This window comes from Streptomyces laurentii (genome assembly GCF_040635425.1).
GTDB classification, from domain to species: Bacteria; Actinomycetota; Actinomycetes; order Streptomycetales; family Streptomycetaceae; genus Streptomyces; species Streptomyces laurentii.
In genome coordinates, this window is record NZ_JBEYHT010000039.1 from 59,042 (window position 1) to 75,496 (window position 16,455).

Below are 16,455 nucleotides of genomic sequence, written 5' to 3' on the forward strand. Positions count from 1 at the left end.
TTACCGGCCCTCGTACACCGCCGACCGCCGTTCCGTGAACGCCGCCACGCCCTCCCGCGCGTCCCGTGTCGTCATGCAGAGCTCCTGGGCCGTCGCCTCCGCCGCGAAGGCGGCGGTGCGGTCCGCGTCCAGGGAAGCGTTGACGAGTTGCTTGGTGAGGGCGAGGGCACGGGTGGGGCCCTGGGCGAGGCGTTCGGCCCAGGCGCGGGCCGTCTTCTCCAGTTCTTCGGCCGTCACCACCCGGTTGACCAGTCCCAGCGCCGCCGCGTCCGCCGCCGGCACGGCGTCGCCGAAGAACATCAGCTCCTTCGCCCGCTGCGGCCCGATCAGCCGGGGCAGCAGATACGCCCCGCCGCCGTCCGGCGCGATCCCGCGCCGCACGAACACCTCCACGAAGCGGGCCGTGTCCGCCGCGAGCACCAGGTCGCACGCGAACGCCAGATGCGCCCCGAGTCCGGCCGCCGTCCCGTTGACCGCCGCGATCACCGGCTTCTCGCAGTCCAGGACGGCTCCGATGAAGCGCTGCGCGCCGCGCGCGATCATCCGCGCCACATCCCCCTGGACCCGTTCCCCCTGGACCCGTTCGCCCTGGACCCGTTCGCCGGTCCCCGGTGCGGCGGGGCCGCCGCGCAGGTCCGCGCCCGCGCAGAAGCCGCGCCCCGTGGCGGTGACGACCACGGCCCGTACGCCCGGGTCGGCCGACGCGTCGGCGAGCAGTGCGATGATCCGTTCCCGCTGGTCCCAGGTGACGGCGTTCATCGCCTCGGGCCGGTTGAGCGTGATCCACGAGACGCCGTTCTCGACGGTGTGCAGTACGTCCGGCACGTGCGTACGCCTCCTCGGTTTTCAGCGGCACACCGCGAGCGCGTCCAGGGCCACAGCCCCCTGCCCGCGTGGCAGCACCATCAGCGGATTGATGTCCAACTCGGCCAGTTCGCCGTCGAGTTCGAGGGCCATGCGCTGCACCCGCAGCACCACCTCCACCAGCGCGTCGACGTCCGCCGCCGGCGCGCCCCGCACCCCGTCGAGCAGGGCCCGGCCGCGCAGGTCGCCCAGCATGTCGCGGGCCTCGCGCTCGCCGAACGGCGGCACTCGTACGGCCACGTCGTCCAGTACCTCCACCAGGACGCCCCCGAGCCCGACCGTCACCGTCGGCCCGAACAGGTCGTCCCGCCCGACGCCCACCACCATCTCGACGCCGCGCCCGACCATCTGGCACACCAGGATGCCGTCGAGGTCGACTTCCTCGTAGCGGGCGATGTCGGTCAACTCCTTGTAGGCGTCCCGTACTTGGCTGGCCGAGGTCAGTCCGACCCTCACCAGGCCCAGCTCCGTCTTGTGCGCGAGCCGCGCGCCCGACGCCTTCATCACCACCGGGTAGCCGACCAGGCCGGCCGCCCGGACGGCCGCCGCCGCGCTGGTCACCAGCTGCTCGCGCGGCACCCGGATCCCGTACGCCCGCAGCAGCTGCTTCGCCGCGTGCTCGCTCAGCCGCTCGCCGGGCCGCAGCAGCGCCCGCGCCTTGCGCAGGGACGGCGACGGGGTGCGCGGGGCCTCGTCGAAGGGGGAGCGGTAGCCGGTGGTGAAGCGGTGGTGGTCGAGGTAGGCCTTGACCGCGGTGACGCAGTTGCCGAACGTACGGAAGGTGGCCACCCGCGACGAGCCGAGCAGCGTCGTCCGGTAGGCGTCCTCCGTCCCGACCGGCGAGCCCCACACCACGCACACCAACTTGTCGGTCCGCTCGGCGGCGTCGACGAGATCACGCGCGAGCTTGTCGCTCATGGGCGGGAACGGCCCGGTGATCGGGCAGACGAGGACGCCGACCTCCGGGTCCGCGAGGATCGCGTCGATGATCTTCGGCCCGCGCCAGTCGCCGACCGGATGCCCGCCGTTGTCGACCGGGTTGGCCACGCTCAGATAGTCGGGGATCCACTGGTGCAGCTCGTCCTGCCGGGCCCGGGAGAGCGTCGGCAGCCGCAGGCCCGCCGCCGTGGCCAGGTCGGAGAAGTGGGCGCCGGTGCCGCCGGAGATGGAGTAGACGACAACGCCGTCCGCGGCCGGCCGGCGGGCCCGGGCGAGCAGGGCGGCGGTGTCCTGGAGCTGGTCGAGCCCGTCGACCCGGATCACCCCGAACTGCCGCATCGCCGCGTCGACGACCCGGTCCGCGCCGGTCAGCTTGCCGGTGTGCGAGGCGGCCATCCGCGCCCCGGTCTCGGTGCGGCCGACTTTCACCGCGACCACCGGCACCCCGCGGCGGGCGGCCTGGTCGGCGGCGAGCAGGAAGGCACGGCCGTCCTTGAGCCCCTCCACGTAACAGGCGATGGCCCCGACCTCGGGCCGGTGCGCGAAGTACGAGAGGAAGTCGGCGGTCTCCAGGTCGGCCTCGTTGCCGGTGGGCGCCCAGTGCGACAGCCGGACGCCCAGCTCCTGGAGCGCGAACACCGGCCGGCCCTGGTGCCCGGACTGGGTGATCAGCGCGATCGCCGGCCCTTCGAGGTCGTCACGGAACCGTTCGAAGGCGTTGAGGTTGGTGTTGGGGCCGAGCAGCCGCAGCCCGGAACCGGACTCGGCGGCCCGGCCGACGGCCGCCGCGAGCCGCTCCTGCGCCGCCGCGCCCTCCGCGCCCGCCTCGGCGAACCCGGACGCGAACGCGACCGCGAACCGCACCTTCGTCGCGGCGAGTTCCTCGACGACCGGGAGGGGGTCGGCGACGAGGAGGACCGCGAGATCGACGGACTCGCCGCGGGCTTCGAGCGCGGTGACGGAGGGTACGCAGTCGAGGCCGAAGACGGTCGTACGGCTCGGGTGCACCGGGACCACGCGCGCCCCGACCCGCGCCGCCCAGTCGATCAGCTGCCGGGTGATCCCGGTGTTCGGGCGGCCCTCGGTGTCGGAGGCGCCGACGACGGCGACCACCTCGGGGTGGAAGAACCGGTCCAGGTCGGGTACGGGCGCGTGCAGCGGGCGGCCGCTGACGTCGGTGTCGCCCTCGACGGCGGCGACGCCGTGAACGGCCGTCCGGCCGGCGGGCTCCTCGCCGCAGGCGACGACGCGGGCGCGGAGGTCCGAGGTGAAGGTGCCGTGGGTCGATCCAAGCATCGTGTCGCTCCGCCCGTCCGTCCGTCGTGGCGCGTGCTGCTCTGACTGTCCGTCAGGTTAGCGAACTGACGGAGAGTCAGGAATCCTTGTGACGTGGCCCCTTCCCGCCCTTCACGCCCTCTTCACCCTTGGCCTCTTACGTTCGTTGCCGCTTCCGCGCCTGTCGTCGCAGGGCCGTGACCGCTCAGGCCCGTGCCGTCTTCGGTGCCTGGCCCCTCTCGCGCGTGCCCTCGCCCCGGGCTTCCTTCACCCCTGCCTCCTTCGCCCCCGCCTTCTTGCGCGCGTGGCGTTTCTCGCGCTCGCGGGTGCGGGCGATCCGGCGCGCGATGCGCTCGGCGTCGAGGCCCAGCTCGCGCAGCATCCCGCTGAGCGGGTTGGTGAAGCCCTGGAAGTAGATCCCGGGGGCCTCACCCGCGCACCGGGCGCCGCGCACCGCCGGCCGGCCGCGCTCGTCCAGCACGCCGAGGTGCCCGACCAGCGGTTCCAGGGCCCGCCGGTAGCCGGTCGCGGCGATCACCGCGTCGGGCGCTATGCGAGACCCGTCCGCGAGCAGCACCTCGCCGTCCTCGAAGCCCGTCACGGCCCCGACCGGCTCGACCCGGCCCGCCCGTACCGCCGCGACCAGACCCACGTCCTGCACCGGGATCGCGCCCGCCCGCGCCCGCGCGTACAGGCCGCCGGTCGGGCGCGCCATCCCGTACCGCGAGAGATCGGCGGCCAGGAACCGGCCGGCCAGCCGCGCCCCCGCGTCCACCAGCGCCACCGGCAGCCGCCGCGCCAGGATGCCGCTGCGCTGGCTGGGCCAGCCGAGCGTGGAGCGGCGCACGATGTACGGCGCGGTGCGCACCGCGAGCCGGACCCGGGCGGCGCCGCCCTCCGCCAGGTCGGCCGCGATCTCGGCGCCGGTGTTGCCGACGCCGACGACGAGGACGTCGCGGTCGGCGTACGGCTTCGGGGTGCGGTACGCGGCGGCGTGCAGCAGCTCGCGCCCGGCGGTCCGCGCGTACGCCTCGGCGCCGGGCCACTCGGGTATCCGGGGCGTGTGGTTGAAGCCGGTCGCCACGACCACGGCGGACGCGACGAGCCGCCGTCCGCCGGTCGCGTACAGGGTCCAGGTGGGGGGCTCTTCGGCGTCCTGGGGGGTGCGCTCGACGCGGTCGACCTCGACGCCCGTCACGATCTCCAGGTCGTGGACCTCCGCGTACCGCTCCAGATAGCGGACCACGTCCGCGCGGGCCACCCAGCGGCCGAACGAGCGGGGCATCTTCAGGCCGGGGAGGGCGGACAGCCGGCGGGTGGTGTGCAGCCGCAGCCGGTCGTAGTGGCGGCGCCAGGACGCGCCGACGGCGTCCGCCCGCTCCAGGACGACGGTCCGGACACCGCGCCGCGTGAGCGCGGCGGCGACGGCGAGTCCGCCGGGGCCGCCGCCGATGACGTAGACGGGATGGGGCAGGGGGGTGGTCATGATTTCCGAGCGTAATGACGCCTACACGTAGTGGGTCTCGGTCACGACGGGGTTCGGTTGCGAATCGATCACGGGTGGGGTCTTGCGGACGGGGCCCATCGTCCGCTGCACTGGGATGAACTGACGGAGTGTCAGTTCATCGGGTGGGAGGGTGCGGCCCATGCGCACGATCTGGCTCACCGGCGCCGAATGGCTCGCCGTCCTGCGGATCGGCCTCGGCTTGTGGTGGCTGGAGAGCTGGCGCCACAAGGACAAGAAGGGCTGGTTCGAACGCGGTACGGGCATCGCCTGGGCCGCCGGCGTCGCCGCCGAGCACCGCTGGCCGGCCGTCGCCACCGGCTTCCGGAAGATTGTCGCCCCGCGCCCGCGGCTCATGGCGTACGTCGTCGTCTACGCCGAACTCGCCCTGGGCCTCGGCCTGATCACCGGCCTGCTCACCCCCGTCGCGCTCGTCGCCGGCCTCCTCCTCAACCTCCTCTACCTCGTCCTGATGATCCACGACTGGGCCGAGCAGGGGCAGAACGCGATGATGGCGCTGATCTCGCTCGTCGCCCTCCTCGCCGTCTCCTGGCAGACCTGGTCCCTCGACCACGCGATCGGACTCTTCTGATGACGGCCACCCCGGAAGCCGACGCCTTCAGCCGCGCCTACTGGGACGCGGCCGCCGACGGCCGCCTCCTGCTGCGCCACTGCGCGGACTGCGACCGGACCCACCACTACCCGCGCGAGTTCTGCCCGTACTGCTGGAGCGAGTCCGTCACCTGGCGCCAGGCGAGCGGCCGCGCCACCCTCTACACCTGGTCCGTCGTCCACCGCAACGACCTCCCGCCCTTCGGCGAGCGCGTGCCCTACGTGGCGGCGGTCGTCGACCTCGCGGAGGGGCCGCGCATGATGACGCAGGTGGTGGACTGCCCGGAGGAACAGCTGCGCATCGGGATGGAGTTGACGGTGACGTTCCGGGCGGAGGGGGAGGCGGGGGAGTTCAGGGTGCCGGTGTTCGAACCTGTGCGATAGCGGGCGCGCTTGCCGCACAGCTCGACCATGTCGTCCACGTCCGACGTGACGATGACCCTGGGGCCTGCGCAGCCCGGAGCCGTGGCGGCGACGACGGAATCGATTGCCCGCGAGCCGAGCAGCGGCAGGAGGCGACGGTTCGGCCGGCTTCCTCAAGCCTGTCACGCTGCGTCCGCCGTTCCACCGCGGCGTCGGCCCAGGCCGGGAATCCGCGCGCGCCGGCCCCGGCCTTCACATCGGCGGCACGGTCGGCAGACAGGGAAACGCCGGCCTTCCGCGTGGGGGCGTGCTCAGGGTGGGAGCCCATGGCGCGACGGCAGCAATTGCCGCGGCAACCCGGCGGTTCTCCGACAGTCCCCCCCCCGGGTCAGCGGCGCCCGCCCGGGTACCAGGTGTGCGCCTCGATCGCGGCGTACCGGTCGTCCGCCTCCGTCAGCACGGCGCGCGCCGCGGTCGCGTCCGGCGCCCGCAGGATGGCCGCCGTACCGAGCCAGGTGGTGCCGTCGTCGGACAGCATCGGCCCGTAGGAGATGAGGTCGCCGCCCGGGTCGGCCGGGAGGGCCAGGTCGGGGGCCGTGCCGTCGTCGAGCGGGACGGGGATGCCGAGGCCGAGCACCAGGAAGCGGCTGCCGGCGTCGTCACCGCCGAGGCCGCCGGGGAACTGCCACATCGTGCGCCCGAGCAGGTTGTGCCACCGGCGCACCAGGACGTCCCGGTAGCCGCCCGCCTGATACGTCGGCTCGTCGAACGCGAACGCGCGGGCGGCGGCCGGACCACCCGGCAGATCGACGATGTGCACGCTCCCGGTCGGCGTCTCGCCGTCCTCGGCCATCGTCGGGCCGCGCGCGATCAGCTCCTTCTCGTACCCGTCCATGTAGGACCAGTGCGCTTCCAGCAGGTCCATGCGCACGGGGAGGGAGCCGGGCCGGTCGCGGTGATAGCAGAGGAATTCCATGGGGCGAGGATGGGTGGGGAGGGGCGGGGCTGTCGAGCGGTTTCGGCGGACTCGGGTGGCTCCCGGATCGCGTCGCGGGTCTGCGGACCGTGGACGCCGTCGCCGGACCGGGCGGGCCCCTGTCCCGTGCCGTCCCGGGGATGTCCCGGATCCCGTCCCGTCCTGTTTCCCGTGGGTCTCCCGACCGCTTCCCGTGCCCGGGCCAGGATCGGGTCTCCGGGTCAGGGCCCGGTTCCGGGTCAGGGATGGATCGCACCCAGCGGGGAGCACTCCTGTTCCTTCTGGCTGGGAATCGCTCCGCAGACCGTGATGGTCTCCCACGTCGCGTCCGGCGAGGCGGCCAGCATCCGTGTGTAGGTGTCGTGTTCCATCCGGATCTTGGCCTCGTCGGACGAGCCGCGCTTGTCCCTGATCACGACCGTGTCGCCGATGTCACCGTTCTCGATCCGCCCCCACACCGCCTGGCACGCCTCGCTGTAGCGCAGCTGGATGCTCATGCCGCGCAGGAAGGTCTGCCGCACGGTCTTCGCGTCCCACTGGCAGTCCTCCGCCTGTGGCTCGCGGAGCAGACAGGTGTCGCTCTTGCAGCCGACCTTGACCGGCGCGCTCGGCCGGGTCCGCGCGGGCGCCGCCGGCGGTGACGCCTTCGCCGCGGCGTCGTCCGCACCGGCGGGTTCGATGACGAGGAGGGTGACGAGGCTGCCGAGCAGGGCACCGGCCAGGATCCCGGCCGCCGAACGCAGAGCCCGGAACCAGGGCGACAAGCGGCGTCCCGGGCCGACTCCTTCCGGCTCTGAGGCGCCCGGTCCTGAGGCCCTTGGTCCCGGGGTGGAGGCCCCCGGTGCCATTCCCTGGGCCACCGTCGGCGAAGCGGAAGGACCGGCCTCCCCCGGCGTCGGCCGCTCCGCGGTCCTGGCCGCGGACGAGGGTGCGGGCACGGAGGCGGACGTGGCCGCGGACGTGGACGCCGGCTCCTTTGCCGGTGCCTCGTCGCGGGCGACGGCCCGGTCCAGGAGGGCGAGCAGCGGCTCCGGATCGGTCCTGGCCGCAGCGGCGAACTCCTCGATCGTGATCCGGGACGGGACCTGTTTCCCGTTCAGGAAACGCTCCCAGGACGAGCGGCTGTAATGGGTCTTGGCCGCCAGACGGTTGTAGCTCAGCCGGGACGCGTCCTTGATCCGCCGCATCTCGGCGAAGAGGTCGCCTCTCGGGCCCTCGCCACCACCCGGCTCCTGCGGTCCCCCTGCCATCACGTGACTCCCCATGTCTCGTGCCCTGGCCGTTCCCCCGGCCCGCGGCGCGGGAACAGTACCAGCCACGAAAGGCGACGAGCCCATGGTTGCGGCCCCCCGGAGCGTCGCTTCCGGGGGGCCGTGTCGAGGCAGGACCACCGCTCCTGCCGGCGGACGGATCAGGCGATCAGCCGGCTCCAGGTGCGCGCGTCCACGACGCCGTCTCCCGGCAGCCCGCGCGAACCCTGGAACGCCGTCACCAGGGCCGCCGTACCCGGCCCGAACACTCCGTCCGCCGTGGTGGCGAAGCCGAGGTCCGTCAGCCGGCTCTGCACGGCCGTCACCGCCGCGCCGGCCGCGCCCTGCGCGACCGGCGCGCACAGCTGGTTCCAGGTCTGCTTCCCCGCGACCCCGTCGATGCCCGCCTCGATCTGCTTCTGGAACGCGCGCACGGCGCCCTCGGTCGCGGGCCCGAAGGCGCCGTCCGGTGTGATCGTCGCCCCGCGCTGGACCAGCAGGTACTGGAGGGCGCGGACCCGCTCGCCCGTCTCGCCCGTGGCCAGCACCGGCCACACCGGCGCCGCCGGATCGCCGCCGATCCGGGCCGCCACGTCGGCGCGCAGCTGCGGAAGCCGGGCGTAGAGGCGGTCGCCGGGGCACTCGGTGTTGTTGAAGTCCCGGTGACCGTAGATCTGGTAGGGCCGGATTCCGTACTGGCGGCAGATGCGGACGCAGAGGTCGACGAGCACCGCGTACTGCTCGGGGCGGGGTTCCTCGGCGATGTACGTGCCCTCGTTCTCGATGCCGATGGCCACGGTGTTCTGGCCGGTGCAGTGCGCGGACTCGACGATCCGCGTACCGCTGTCGAGCGCGGCCAGGCTCCCGTGCCGGCCCTCGGTGACGAATGCGCCGCGGCTGATGGTGAAGTGCTGCCCGGTGTCGATCCAGCCCTCCTTGTCCATCTGGTACGTCTGCATCGCGCGGGCCAGCGCGAACGCGTGGTCCTGCCCGTAATCGGTCACGTTGTCGGTCGCCGTGTGGTGGACGATGATCTTCTGTGCCCCGGTCGCGAGCACCTTCACGGGGCTTTTCGGCGCCCGAGCGCCCCATGCCTCGCAGCCGGATACCAGCGGGCCGTCGGTGGCCCATGCCCGCCCCGCCCCCGTACCCAGCGTGGTCAGTGCCGCCCCCAGGGACAGCGCGCCGGCGAGCAGAGAGCGTCGGCGGAGCAGCATGCGTGCCGTCGGCGTAGTCATACGGGTCCTTTCACGGAGTCGGCAGTCGAGCGGAGTCGGCCGGGGACTGCCGGGCGGTCGGTCCGGCGCTGGCCGGGAAGTCACGGACCGACGCTAGGAACGAGGGAACGCCGGGACAAGGCCTCACGCCCGTCCCGGCGTCCCGTGTCTTCCCACGCGACCGTGGGACGGCACGGGACGCCGGGAAGCGCCTGATCCGGGCCTGGGGTCTGTCCGGCGGATCACCTCCGAGGACGGCACGTCCGGGCCTCGGCCGGACAAGGCGATCCCCGCATCCACTGATGCTTCCCGCACGCTGTCCCCGTCCGCCCGTCCGCCCGCCCCTACCGCTTCGTCTTCGTCACCACCGCGCCGAACAGCGCCAGGCCCTTGATGACCACGCGCGGCGTGCCCGGCTTCGGGATGTGGTTCTTGGCGCGCTTGTCGAAGACGCCGAAGAGGCCGATGCCGCGGATGTCTACGTCGATGTCCTCGGGGACGACGATGGAGGTGCCGCCCCAGAGGGCGAAGGCGCGGATCACGGTGTCGTGGCTGGTGAAGCGGGCCTTCCTGAGGTCGAGACGGCCGCCGCCCCACATGGACCAGGTGGTCATGCGGGCCGGGACGATCCACGAACCGGCGCGTTCGAAGCCGTAGAAGACGCCCGCGACGAAGCCGCGTGAGGTGGCAGGGCGGTCGACCACGAGGGAGTCGCGCGGACCGGGGACGGGCAGGCCGCGGCAGGCGGTCTCCAGGTCGCCGCGCGTGCGGGCGGTGTGGACCTCGTCGAGACGGGCGTCGAGCTCGGCGAGGGGCAGCCGGCCGGTCTCGACGGCGGCACGCAGGCGTTCCTCGGCGGCGGTGCGTTCGGTGTCGGAGGCGCGTATGTCGAGGTCGGAACGTCCGGGGAGGGGCTGCGTCATGGCGTGTGTCCTTCGAGATAGTCGGCGAGCGTGGCGGTCAGGGCGGTACGGAACGCGTCGTCGCGGCCCGGCTCGTCGGGGTCGTGCCCGAGGTCGGTCTGCCAGTAGCGCCGGCCGAGGGCGTAGCCGTACGCGCCGGACATGGCGAGGAGCACGACCGTCTCGATCCGCGCCCGGTCCGGCCCCTTCGGCGGCGGGAGCACGCTGTGGACGCCGGCCTCGATCGCGTCGACGAGCCGGGAGAGGTGGGTGGGGGAGCCGGGCGTCTTCCCGACGTCCCAGTCGTGGAGCTGGGACCACGCCCACAGCCGTACGTACCGTTCGTCGCCCAGGATCTCGAACAGGACCCGTGTCATCCCGTCCGCGTACGGCACCTGCCCGTCCGCGCGCATGCGCTCCCGTACGAGGTCCCGCTTGCGTTCGTTCTCGCGCTTCAGCACGGCCCGTACGAGGGCGCGGTACGTGCCGAAGTAGTGCGTGACCAGCCCGTGCGTCACCCCCACCGCCTCGGCGACCTTGCGCAGTCCGACGCCGTCGGGCCCGTGGCGGGCGATGAGGTCGGTGGCGGCGTCCAGGATCTCGGCGCGGGCCTGCTCGGGTGTGCGCCGCTTGCGGCGGCGCTGCTGTTCCGCGGCCATGACGGACACCCTCCCCCTTGTTGTCCACTCGGACAATAATGTGTTGTCCACCGTGCCAACAAGGCGTCCGGGTCTGTCCAGTTGATGTCAAGAGGCGGACACCCTCGGCGACCCCGCCGCGGTGTTCCTCGCGTCGGTCGGCGCGATCGGGGCGGTACCTGGCGCGTGTCGCGCGCGACGCATATGCCCTATCGACATTGCCCCCGGCTGATGGCGGAGGCACGCCACGTATTCACTCGTCCGAATGATGGGGCGGGTCGGGCGAGCGGACTACCGTGGCTGCATCGGGACGAATCATCGCGAACCCGCGCCATGCGGGGATTCGGCTTCGCCGCCGCCCCTGCGGACGGCCGGAGCGGGCGGGCACGCCGTCTCGGTACGACAGCCCTCTTTCATCGACAGATCCGGCGACCGCGAGCACGGCCGAGCACGGCCGTCGATGAGGACGCCCGCCTCCGGCGGTGGTCCGACCACCGTCCGTTCCGGGGGATCGCGCCGACCGGACCGCCAGGGGCGGCCCGCCCGCTGAAGCGGGCAACCGGAACGCGACCCCGGCTCGAAGACCCGCCCCCCGAACCGATTCGCCGCGGACGAGCGCGCGCCCTCGGCCCCGGAGCCTCCCCGGTGAACGGCCGGGCCGGCGAGCCCGCGAGCCCGCGACAGCCATGCGGGGCGCACCCGCGCGCGGCCGTCGATCCGCCGTACACCCCACCCCTCACGCGGAAGGAAGCGCCACCATGAACGCTGACTGGGACGACATCCTGGTCCGGGACAATGTCCAGGACGTGGGACAAACCCCCACGAACGACCCCGTCTGGCAGTCCCCGGACATCATCCCCTTCGGCAGCGGCCTCCTCGACTTCGATCTGGCGGAGTCGAGCTACAACGGCCCCGACCTCGGCCTGAGTCACCCCGTCGTGTACGGGCAGCTCAACCGCTTCTACGTCCGGGGCAAGAGCCTGCGGAGCGGCTGCCCCACCTCCGGAAACGTCAGGCTCTCCTACGTACGCGGAGGGCTGGCCCCGGACCCGAGCGCGTGGACGGCGATCGAAGTGGAGGGGGGCGGCACCGTCGTGCCGCTCGTCGTGCGTGGCGGCTCCAGGGAGATCCCGCCCGGACGGATCTGCCTCACCGAGCGGCCGTTCATCTGGCCGAGCCGGCTTCCGCCGGGGCACTACTGCACGCTCGCCACCGTGGACACGCCCGCCCACCCCCTGTCCCGGCTGCCCTCGTTCAATTCGACCGCCGCCTACCTGAACTGGGTCAGGTACACGCCCAACGCCTGCTGGCGCAACGTCGACGTCATCCCGTGCCGGCAGACGGACTACGTCATCACCGACCTGGCCGTCACCAACCTGAACGACACCCCGACGCGATTCGTCTTCGGGGTCTCCGGCGTCGACCTGCCCAACGGCACGGCGACCTTCTCCAACGCCGACCAGCAGGCCCCGTTCAGCCTGACGGCGCCGATCTACGCGCCGGGCAGCGACGAGGGGTACACGCGCTCGATCGTCCTGCCCGCCGACTACCGCGGCACGGTCACGGTCGTGATCCGGCTCGACCAGCCCCTCCCCTGCGACGCCCGGATCGTGCTGCGCGCCTACAACCCGGTGACCGGCGCCGCGGGAGAGCTCGAACGACGACTCGCCGTCCCCCGCGCCGGCGTCCCCGGACTTCAGGACGCCCTGTTCCTCGAAGTCGGCGCGTTCACCTTCGTCGCCGTGGACAGTCAGTGACCTGTCCGGAGACGTGGTCTCGCCCTCGCCCTCTCCCTCGATGGGGAGATCGGAGGGGGCGGGGCGGGGCGAGGTGAGGCGAGGTCGCGTGGGAGTCGCCCCCCCCCGGAGTGCCGCGACCGCCGGCGATTGCCGTTGCCTTTCGGGGTGTGGTCTGCTGGCGGCAGCATCGCGTGCCGGTGACGGGCTGCGTCAGGCATGGAGGTGCGGAACCGAAGGGACTGCCCTCCGTGGCCTCCCGTCATGACGGCGACCGTGTGGTCGCCCTGAGTCTTCAACTCTCCCAAGCGCACGAAGAACTGCTGCGCCAACTCCGCGGGATCCGCGCCGGCCTCGGCACACGCCGACTGGACGACGATGTGCTCCTCACCCACTGCCTGGCCTTCTGCACGGCCCTGACCGCGCACCACGAGGGCGAGGACGAGGGCATGTTCGCCGAGCTGGTGCGGGTACGGCCGGACCTCGCCCCGACCGTCGACAAGCTCGTCGAGGATCACGGCCTCATCTCCTCGCTCCTCTCCCGCGTCGGCGAACTCGCCGACCGGGCCGCCGAATCGTACGGCCCGGACCTGCGAGCGATCGGCGGCGAGCTGGACGGGCTGGCCGCGATCATGGAATCCCACTTCGGCTACGAGGAACGGGCGATCAGCCGGGCGTTGGACGGCGGAGTGCCCGAGGAGGGCTGGTCGGACCGGGTGTTCCGGTTCGCGGCGGAGTGAGGGTGAGGGTGAGGGTGAGATCGAGGTGAGTACGGGCGCCGGGGCTGGGCGGTGGTGAGTGGGAGGTCTCGGCGGTGGAAGGCGCGACTCCCGGAAAGAGGGCGGCCACACCAGAAGCTCGCCAGAACCTCAGCCCGCGGTGCCCTGGACCTTCGGGCGGGCCAGGAGCTGGGACAAGGCGACCAGCGCGAGGCCGGCCAGCAGGAGCGGGACGTCGACCCCGGCCGGGAGGAAGCGGACCGCTCCGATCGCCCCCGCCATCAGCACGGCGCCCGCGCCCCACATCCGGGGGCGGGTCACGTTCCGGCCCAGCCAGGCGACGGGGACCCGGTCGTTCACCAGAGCGCGTACGCCCGCCACCGCGAGTGCCAGCGCCGCCAGCGCGACGACGACCAGATAGAACGTCAGCATGGTGCCTCCTCGGCTTGTCGCTGCCGCGATGTTCCCAGCGGGGGCCCGGTGGCGACCATGCCGGACCCCGGCAGAATCCGACCCCGCCGCCTGCCCGCCCACGGCAGCACACGTACCCGCGGCAAGTCGGCGACTCGGCGACTCGGCAACTCGGCAACTCGGCAAGAAAGTCGCAGATTCCGCCGCACCACCGATGAGTTCTCGTCCTCGCCGCCGTCTACCCCCTGAACGCAGCGAAACGACGAGGAGACACGCGATGCCCTACGCCGACGTCAACGGAATGTCCCTGTACTTCGAGGAGCACGGTTCCGCCGCGGCCGGCACCCCCGGAACCACCACCGAGCCGCCCCTCCTCCTGCTCCACGGCGGGTTCGGGTCCGGCGAGAGCTTCGCGCCGCTGATCGCCGGCGGCCTGGGGGAGGGGCGGCGGGTGATCACCGTGGACCTCCAGGGCCACGGACGTACCCCCGACGTCGCCGGCCGCCCCATGACCATGGAGGCGATGGGCGACGACGTCGCCGCGCTGATCAAGCACCTCGGCATCGAGAAGGCCGACCTCCTCGGCTACTCCCTCGGCGCCGGCACCGCCGCCCGCGTCGCCGTCCAGCACGAGGAACTGGTCAACCGCCTCGTCCTCGTCTCGATGCCCGCGCGCCGCGACGGCTGGTTCCCTGACGTCACGGCGCAGATGGACCAGATGAGCGAGAGCGCGGCGGAGTTCCTCAAGGACTCCCCGATGTACGCGCTCTACGAGCGGCTGGCGCCCCGCCCCGAGGACTGGCCGGTCCTCGTCGGCAAGGTCGCCGCGATGAACCGGCAGGACTACGACTGGACCGACGAGATCGCGGCCCTCTCCGTGCCCGTCCTCCTCGTCTTCGCCGACGCCGACGGCATCCGCCCCGCCCACATGGCCGAGATGTTCGCCCTGCTCGGTGGCGGCCTCAAGGACCCGGGCTGGGACGGCGGCGGCCGCCCCGCCTCCCGGCTGGGCGTGATCCCTGGCGCCTCGCACTACGACCTGATGTTCTCGCCGCTCCTCGCGCCGACCGTGCGGTCCTTCCTCCAGTGACGTTTCTGCGGTGAAACCCGTCCGCCGAGAGAGTGAGTAACGGCCTTGTAACGAGACATTCCGGATTCCGTCCCGAAATCATCAGGTTTTGGCAAAGACCCGTGTGTTGAAGACCTGACGAGGAGTCGGAACATGAGTTATGGCAGTGCTCTGCGCGACCAGATCGCCGCTCCGGGGACCACCCCGCTGATCGGTGTGTTCGACATGTACTCGGCGTCCGTCGCGGCCGAGCACTACGACGGGATGTTCGTGTCCGGGTTCGGGTTCGCCGCCTCGTACTACGGGCTGCCGGACATCGGGTTCATCGCCTGGCCCGACATGCTCGGCTTCGTCCAGCGGCTGCGCGGGGCCTTCCCGCGCCACCACCTGCTGGTCGACATCGACGACGGCTACGTGGACCCGGAGGTGGCCTGCCACGTCGTCGAGGGCCTGGAGCGGATCGGCGCCTCCGGGGTGATCCTCGAGGACCAGAAGCGGCCGCGCCGCTGCGGGCACGCGGACGGGAAGCAGGTGCTGCCGCTGGACGAGTACCTGGCCAAGCTGGAGATGGTGCTCCAGACCCGGCGGGACCTCGTCGTCGTGGCCCGGACGGACGCCACGGACGAGGACGACATCCTGTACCGCGCCGAGCGCCTGGCGGCCACCGACGCGGACGTCGTGCTCGTGGACGGCGTACGGAGCGTGGAGTGGATCCGCCGGATCCGCGAGGTCGTCGACGGCAAGCCGTTGCTGTTCAACCAGATCGCGGGCGGCAAGTCGCCCCGGCTGTCGCTCGGGGAACTGTCCGGACTGGGCGTGGACGTGGCGATCTACAGCACGCCGTGCCTGTTCGCCGCGCACGTGGCCATGGACTCGGCGCTGTCCGAGCTGAAGCGGGCCGACGGCCGGCTGCCGGTCTTCGACACGGCCGACGGCGTCGGGGTCGCCGCCTCCACCCGTCTCCTGGAGCGCAACATCGCCCGCAACCAGGAGCCCCGCCACCAGCAGCCGCGCGAGCGGGTGGGCGCGTGAGGCGGACGCGGGGCGTGAGGCGGACGAGGGGCGGGAGCGCCCTCAGGGGTACGGGGCCGCTGGCCGCGCTCGGGCTCGCCGCGGCGGTCCTGGCGGCAGGGGCGGCGCCCGCCCTCGCCGACGGCAGCCTGATCACCGTGATCGACAACCGGGAGGCCGACTCGATCCTGGAGGTCGACCGTACGGGCAACGTGCAGTCCGGCAGCAGCGGCAGTACGGCGGGCAGCGATCACGACGGCAGCGCGGTCGACGCCATCCAGGCCCTCTTCGGCGAGGCCGAGCCGGACGACGACTGACCGACGCGGCCAGACCCGCTCGCGGTCACGAGGTGCGGCGGCGCTCCACGATCCCGCGGATGTACGCCGCCTGGCCCGCGTGCTGGTTGCCCTCGGCGACGAGGCTGATCAGGCGCGGGCCCAGGGTGACGTGCGGGGTCCAGCGGGTGTCGACGACGCGGTCCAGGCCGGCGGCGGTGACGGAGCCGACCTGGTCGAGGACGCGCGCGTGCACGGCGTCGTGGTAGCCGAGGAGCAGGCCGGCGTCGGCGCGGACGGCGGCGACCTGCGCGCTGTCGTGGCCGAAGCCGACGTCCCCGTCCGGGAAGGGCAGCCCGAAGCGCCCGGACCAGTCCTCGCCGGTCCACGCCTGCCCGGTGTCGAACGCGTCGGCCAGATGATCGTCCGTGACCCGGGTCAGATGCCAGACCAGCCAGCCGATGGAGTTGGCGTCCGGATCGACCCGCACGGCCAGCTCGTCGACCGACAGGCCCTCGACGGCCTCGTGCACGGCTTCCTGGATCCTGCCGAAGGCATCCAGCAGCAGCTCGGCGCTCTTCATGGCCCTCCTCGTCGGGTGGGTGGGGCGGCGGTGTGGCGGCGCGGTCCCGCCGCCACGGTACGACGAACGGGCCCGGACCGCCGCGCGGCGGTCCGGGCCCGTTCGTCGTAC

At 72.8% G+C, this 16,455-nt stretch carries 17 protein-coding genes; 7 read left to right on the plus strand and 10 right to left on the minus strand.

Annotated elements, in window-relative coordinates; translation table 11 throughout:
* The 3 genes from ABZ693_RS23060 to ABZ693_RS23070 all read right to left on the minus strand — a co-directional run bounded on the left by ABZ693_RS23060 (position 1) and on the right by ABZ693_RS23070 (position 4,564).
* The gene (locus ABZ693_RS23060; RefSeq protein WP_359880307.1) at positions 1–825 is read right to left on the minus strand and encodes an enoyl-CoA hydratase/isomerase family protein; all 825 of its coding nucleotides are present in this window, start codon (positions 823–825) and stop codon (positions 1–3) included.
* Between the two features lie 21 nt (positions 826–846).
* Positions 847–3,099, minus strand: coding sequence for an acetate--CoA ligase family protein (locus ABZ693_RS23065; RefSeq protein WP_359880310.1), 2,253 nt, complete (start codon positions 3,097–3,099; stop codon positions 847–849).
* Between the two features lie 184 nt (positions 3,100–3,283).
* Positions 3,284–4,564, minus strand: coding sequence for a flavin-containing monooxygenase (locus ABZ693_RS23070; protein WP_359880312.1), 1,281 nt, complete (start codon positions 4,562–4,564; stop codon positions 3,284–3,286).
* Positions 4,565–4,724: 160 nt separating this feature from the next.
* Here ABZ693_RS23070 and ABZ693_RS23075 point away from each other — a divergent pair, with 160 nt between their 5' ends.
* On the plus strand, positions 4,725–5,174 hold the full coding sequence (locus ABZ693_RS23075) for a DoxX family membrane protein (RefSeq protein WP_359880315.1): 450 nt from the start codon (positions 4,725–4,727) through the stop codon (positions 5,172–5,174).
* Positions 5,174–5,578: a Zn-ribbon domain-containing OB-fold protein gene (locus tag ABZ693_RS23080; RefSeq protein WP_359880317.1), complete on the plus strand. Its 405-nt coding sequence runs from the start codon at positions 5,174–5,176 to the stop codon at positions 5,576–5,578. Before ABZ693_RS23075 ends, ABZ693_RS23080 begins: the two co-directional genes overlap by 1 nt.
* A 367-nt stretch (positions 5,579–5,945) precedes the next feature.
* Here the strand turns inward: ABZ693_RS23080 and ABZ693_RS23085 are convergent, their stop codons facing one another.
* The 5 genes from ABZ693_RS23085 to ABZ693_RS23105 form a co-directional block, all read right to left on the minus strand.
* Positions 5,946–6,533 (minus strand): YciI family protein, encoded by a 588-nt coding sequence (locus tag ABZ693_RS23085; protein WP_359880320.1) that lies wholly within the window; start codon positions 6,531–6,533, stop codon positions 5,946–5,948.
* 239 nt (positions 6,534–6,772) lie between these two features.
* The gene (locus ABZ693_RS23090; RefSeq protein ID WP_359880322.1) at positions 6,773–7,783 is read right to left on the minus strand and encodes a helix-turn-helix domain-containing protein; all 1,011 of its coding nucleotides are present in this window, start codon (positions 7,781–7,783) and stop codon (positions 6,773–6,775) included.
* Between the two features lie 161 nt (positions 7,784–7,944).
* Positions 7,945–9,021, minus strand: a complete 1,077-nt coding sequence (locus ABZ693_RS23095) for a peptidoglycan recognition protein family protein (RefSeq protein WP_359880325.1) — start codon at positions 9,019–9,021, stop codon at positions 7,945–7,947.
* A gap of 323 nt (positions 9,022–9,344) precedes the next feature.
* Positions 9,345–9,923 carry a DUF1707 SHOCT-like domain-containing protein gene (locus ABZ693_RS23100; protein WP_359880328.1) on the minus strand — a complete coding sequence of 193 codons (579 nt, stop codon included), beginning with the start codon at positions 9,921–9,923 and terminating at the stop codon, positions 9,345–9,347.
* Positions 9,920–10,561, minus strand: coding sequence for a TetR/AcrR family transcriptional regulator (locus ABZ693_RS23105; RefSeq protein WP_359880330.1), 642 nt, complete (start codon positions 10,559–10,561; stop codon positions 9,920–9,922). The genes ABZ693_RS23100 and ABZ693_RS23105 overlap by 4 nt, the downstream gene beginning before the upstream one ends.
* Before the next feature lie 737 nt (positions 10,562–11,298).
* On the opposite strand from ABZ693_RS23105, the gene ABZ693_RS23110 reads away from it, so the two are divergent.
* Together ABZ693_RS23110 and ABZ693_RS23115 are read left to right on the plus strand one after the other, a co-directional pair.
* A complete protein-coding gene (locus ABZ693_RS23110) occupies positions 11,299–12,297 on the plus strand; it encodes a hypothetical protein (RefSeq protein ID WP_359880333.1) in 999 nt (332 codons plus the stop codon).
* A gap of 230 nt (positions 12,298–12,527) precedes the next feature.
* Positions 12,528–13,016, plus strand: coding sequence for a hemerythrin domain-containing protein (locus tag ABZ693_RS23115; RefSeq protein ID WP_359880335.1), 489 nt, complete (start codon positions 12,528–12,530; stop codon positions 13,014–13,016).
* Positions 13,017–13,145: 129 nt separating this feature from the next.
* Here ABZ693_RS23115 and ABZ693_RS23120 read toward each other — a convergent pair whose 3' ends face one another.
* The gene (locus ABZ693_RS23120) at positions 13,146–13,427 is read right to left on the minus strand and encodes a hypothetical protein (protein WP_359880337.1); all 282 of its coding nucleotides are present in this window, start codon (positions 13,425–13,427) and stop codon (positions 13,146–13,148) included.
* A gap of 256 nt (positions 13,428–13,683) precedes the next feature.
* On the opposite strand from ABZ693_RS23120, the gene ABZ693_RS23125 reads away from it, so the two are divergent.
* The 3 genes from ABZ693_RS23125 (at position 13,684) to ABZ693_RS23135 (ending at position 15,803) form a co-directional block, all read left to right on the plus strand.
* Positions 13,684–14,496: an alpha/beta fold hydrolase gene (locus ABZ693_RS23125; RefSeq protein ID WP_359880339.1), complete on the plus strand. Its 813-nt coding sequence runs from the start codon at positions 13,684–13,686 to the stop codon at positions 14,494–14,496.
* A 132-nt stretch (positions 14,497–14,628) separates the two neighbouring features.
* The gene (locus ABZ693_RS23130; RefSeq protein WP_359880342.1) at positions 14,629–15,507 is read left to right on the plus strand and encodes an isocitrate lyase/PEP mutase family protein; all 879 of its coding nucleotides are present in this window, start codon (positions 14,629–14,631) and stop codon (positions 15,505–15,507) included.
* A gap of 14 nt (positions 15,508–15,521) precedes the next feature.
* A complete protein-coding gene (locus ABZ693_RS23135) occupies positions 15,522–15,803 on the plus strand; it encodes a hypothetical protein (protein WP_359880344.1) in 282 nt (93 codons plus the stop codon).
* Positions 15,804–15,828: 25 nt separating this feature from the next.
* Here ABZ693_RS23135 and ABZ693_RS23140 read toward each other — a convergent pair whose 3' ends face one another.
* The gene (locus ABZ693_RS23140) at positions 15,829–16,344 is read right to left on the minus strand and encodes a mycothiol transferase (RefSeq protein ID WP_359880347.1); all 516 of its coding nucleotides are present in this window, start codon (positions 16,342–16,344) and stop codon (positions 15,829–15,831) included.
* Positions 16,345–16,455: the final 111 nt, after the last annotated feature.

Bases quoted from the DNA above. Each gene is read 5' to 3' on its own strand.
- ABZ693_RS23070 (WP_359880312.1), bottom strand. From the start codon at position 4,564: ATGACCACCCCCCTGCCCCATCCCGTCTACGTCATCGGCGGCGGCCCC.
- ABZ693_RS23130 (WP_359880342.1), top strand. From the start codon at position 14,629: ATGAGTTATGGCAGTGCTCTGCGCGACCAGATCGCCGCTCCGGGGACC.
- ABZ693_RS23125 (WP_359880339.1), top strand. From the start codon at position 13,684: ATGCCCTACGCCGACGTCAACGGAATGTCCCTGTACTTCGAGGAGCAC.
- ABZ693_RS23065 (WP_359880310.1), bottom strand. From the start codon at position 3,099: ATGCTTGGATCGACCCACGGCACCTTCACCTCGGACCTCCGCGCCCGC.
- ABZ693_RS23085 (WP_359880320.1), bottom strand. From the start codon at position 6,533: ATGGAATTCCTCTGCTATCACCGCGACCGGCCCGGCTCCCTCCCCGTG.
- ABZ693_RS23110 (WP_359880333.1), top strand. From the start codon at position 11,299: ATGAACGCTGACTGGGACGACATCCTGGTCCGGGACAATGTCCAGGAC.
- ABZ693_RS23090 (WP_359880322.1), bottom strand. From the start codon at position 7,783: ATGGCAGGGGGACCGCAGGAGCCGGGTGGTGGCGAGGGCCCGAGAGGC.
- ABZ693_RS23120 (WP_359880337.1), bottom strand. From the start codon at position 13,427: ATGCTGACGTTCTATCTGGTCGTCGTCGCGCTGGCGGCGCTGGCACTC.
- ABZ693_RS23075 (WP_359880315.1), top strand. From the start codon at position 4,725: ATGCGCACGATCTGGCTCACCGGCGCCGAATGGCTCGCCGTCCTGCGG.
- ABZ693_RS23095 (WP_359880325.1), bottom strand. From the start codon at position 9,021: ATGACTACGCCGACGGCACGCATGCTGCTCCGCCGACGCTCTCTGCTC.
- ABZ693_RS23140 (WP_359880347.1), bottom strand. From the start codon at position 16,344: ATGAAGAGCGCCGAGCTGCTGCTGGATGCCTTCGGCAGGATCCAGGAA.
- ABZ693_RS23100 (WP_359880328.1), bottom strand. From the start codon at position 9,923: ATGACGCAGCCCCTCCCCGGACGTTCCGACCTCGACATACGCGCCTCC.
- ABZ693_RS23080 (WP_359880317.1), top strand. From the start codon at position 5,174: ATGACGGCCACCCCGGAAGCCGACGCCTTCAGCCGCGCCTACTGGGAC.
- ABZ693_RS23105 (WP_359880330.1), bottom strand. From the start codon at position 10,561: ATGGCCGCGGAACAGCAGCGCCGCCGCAAGCGGCGCACACCCGAGCAG.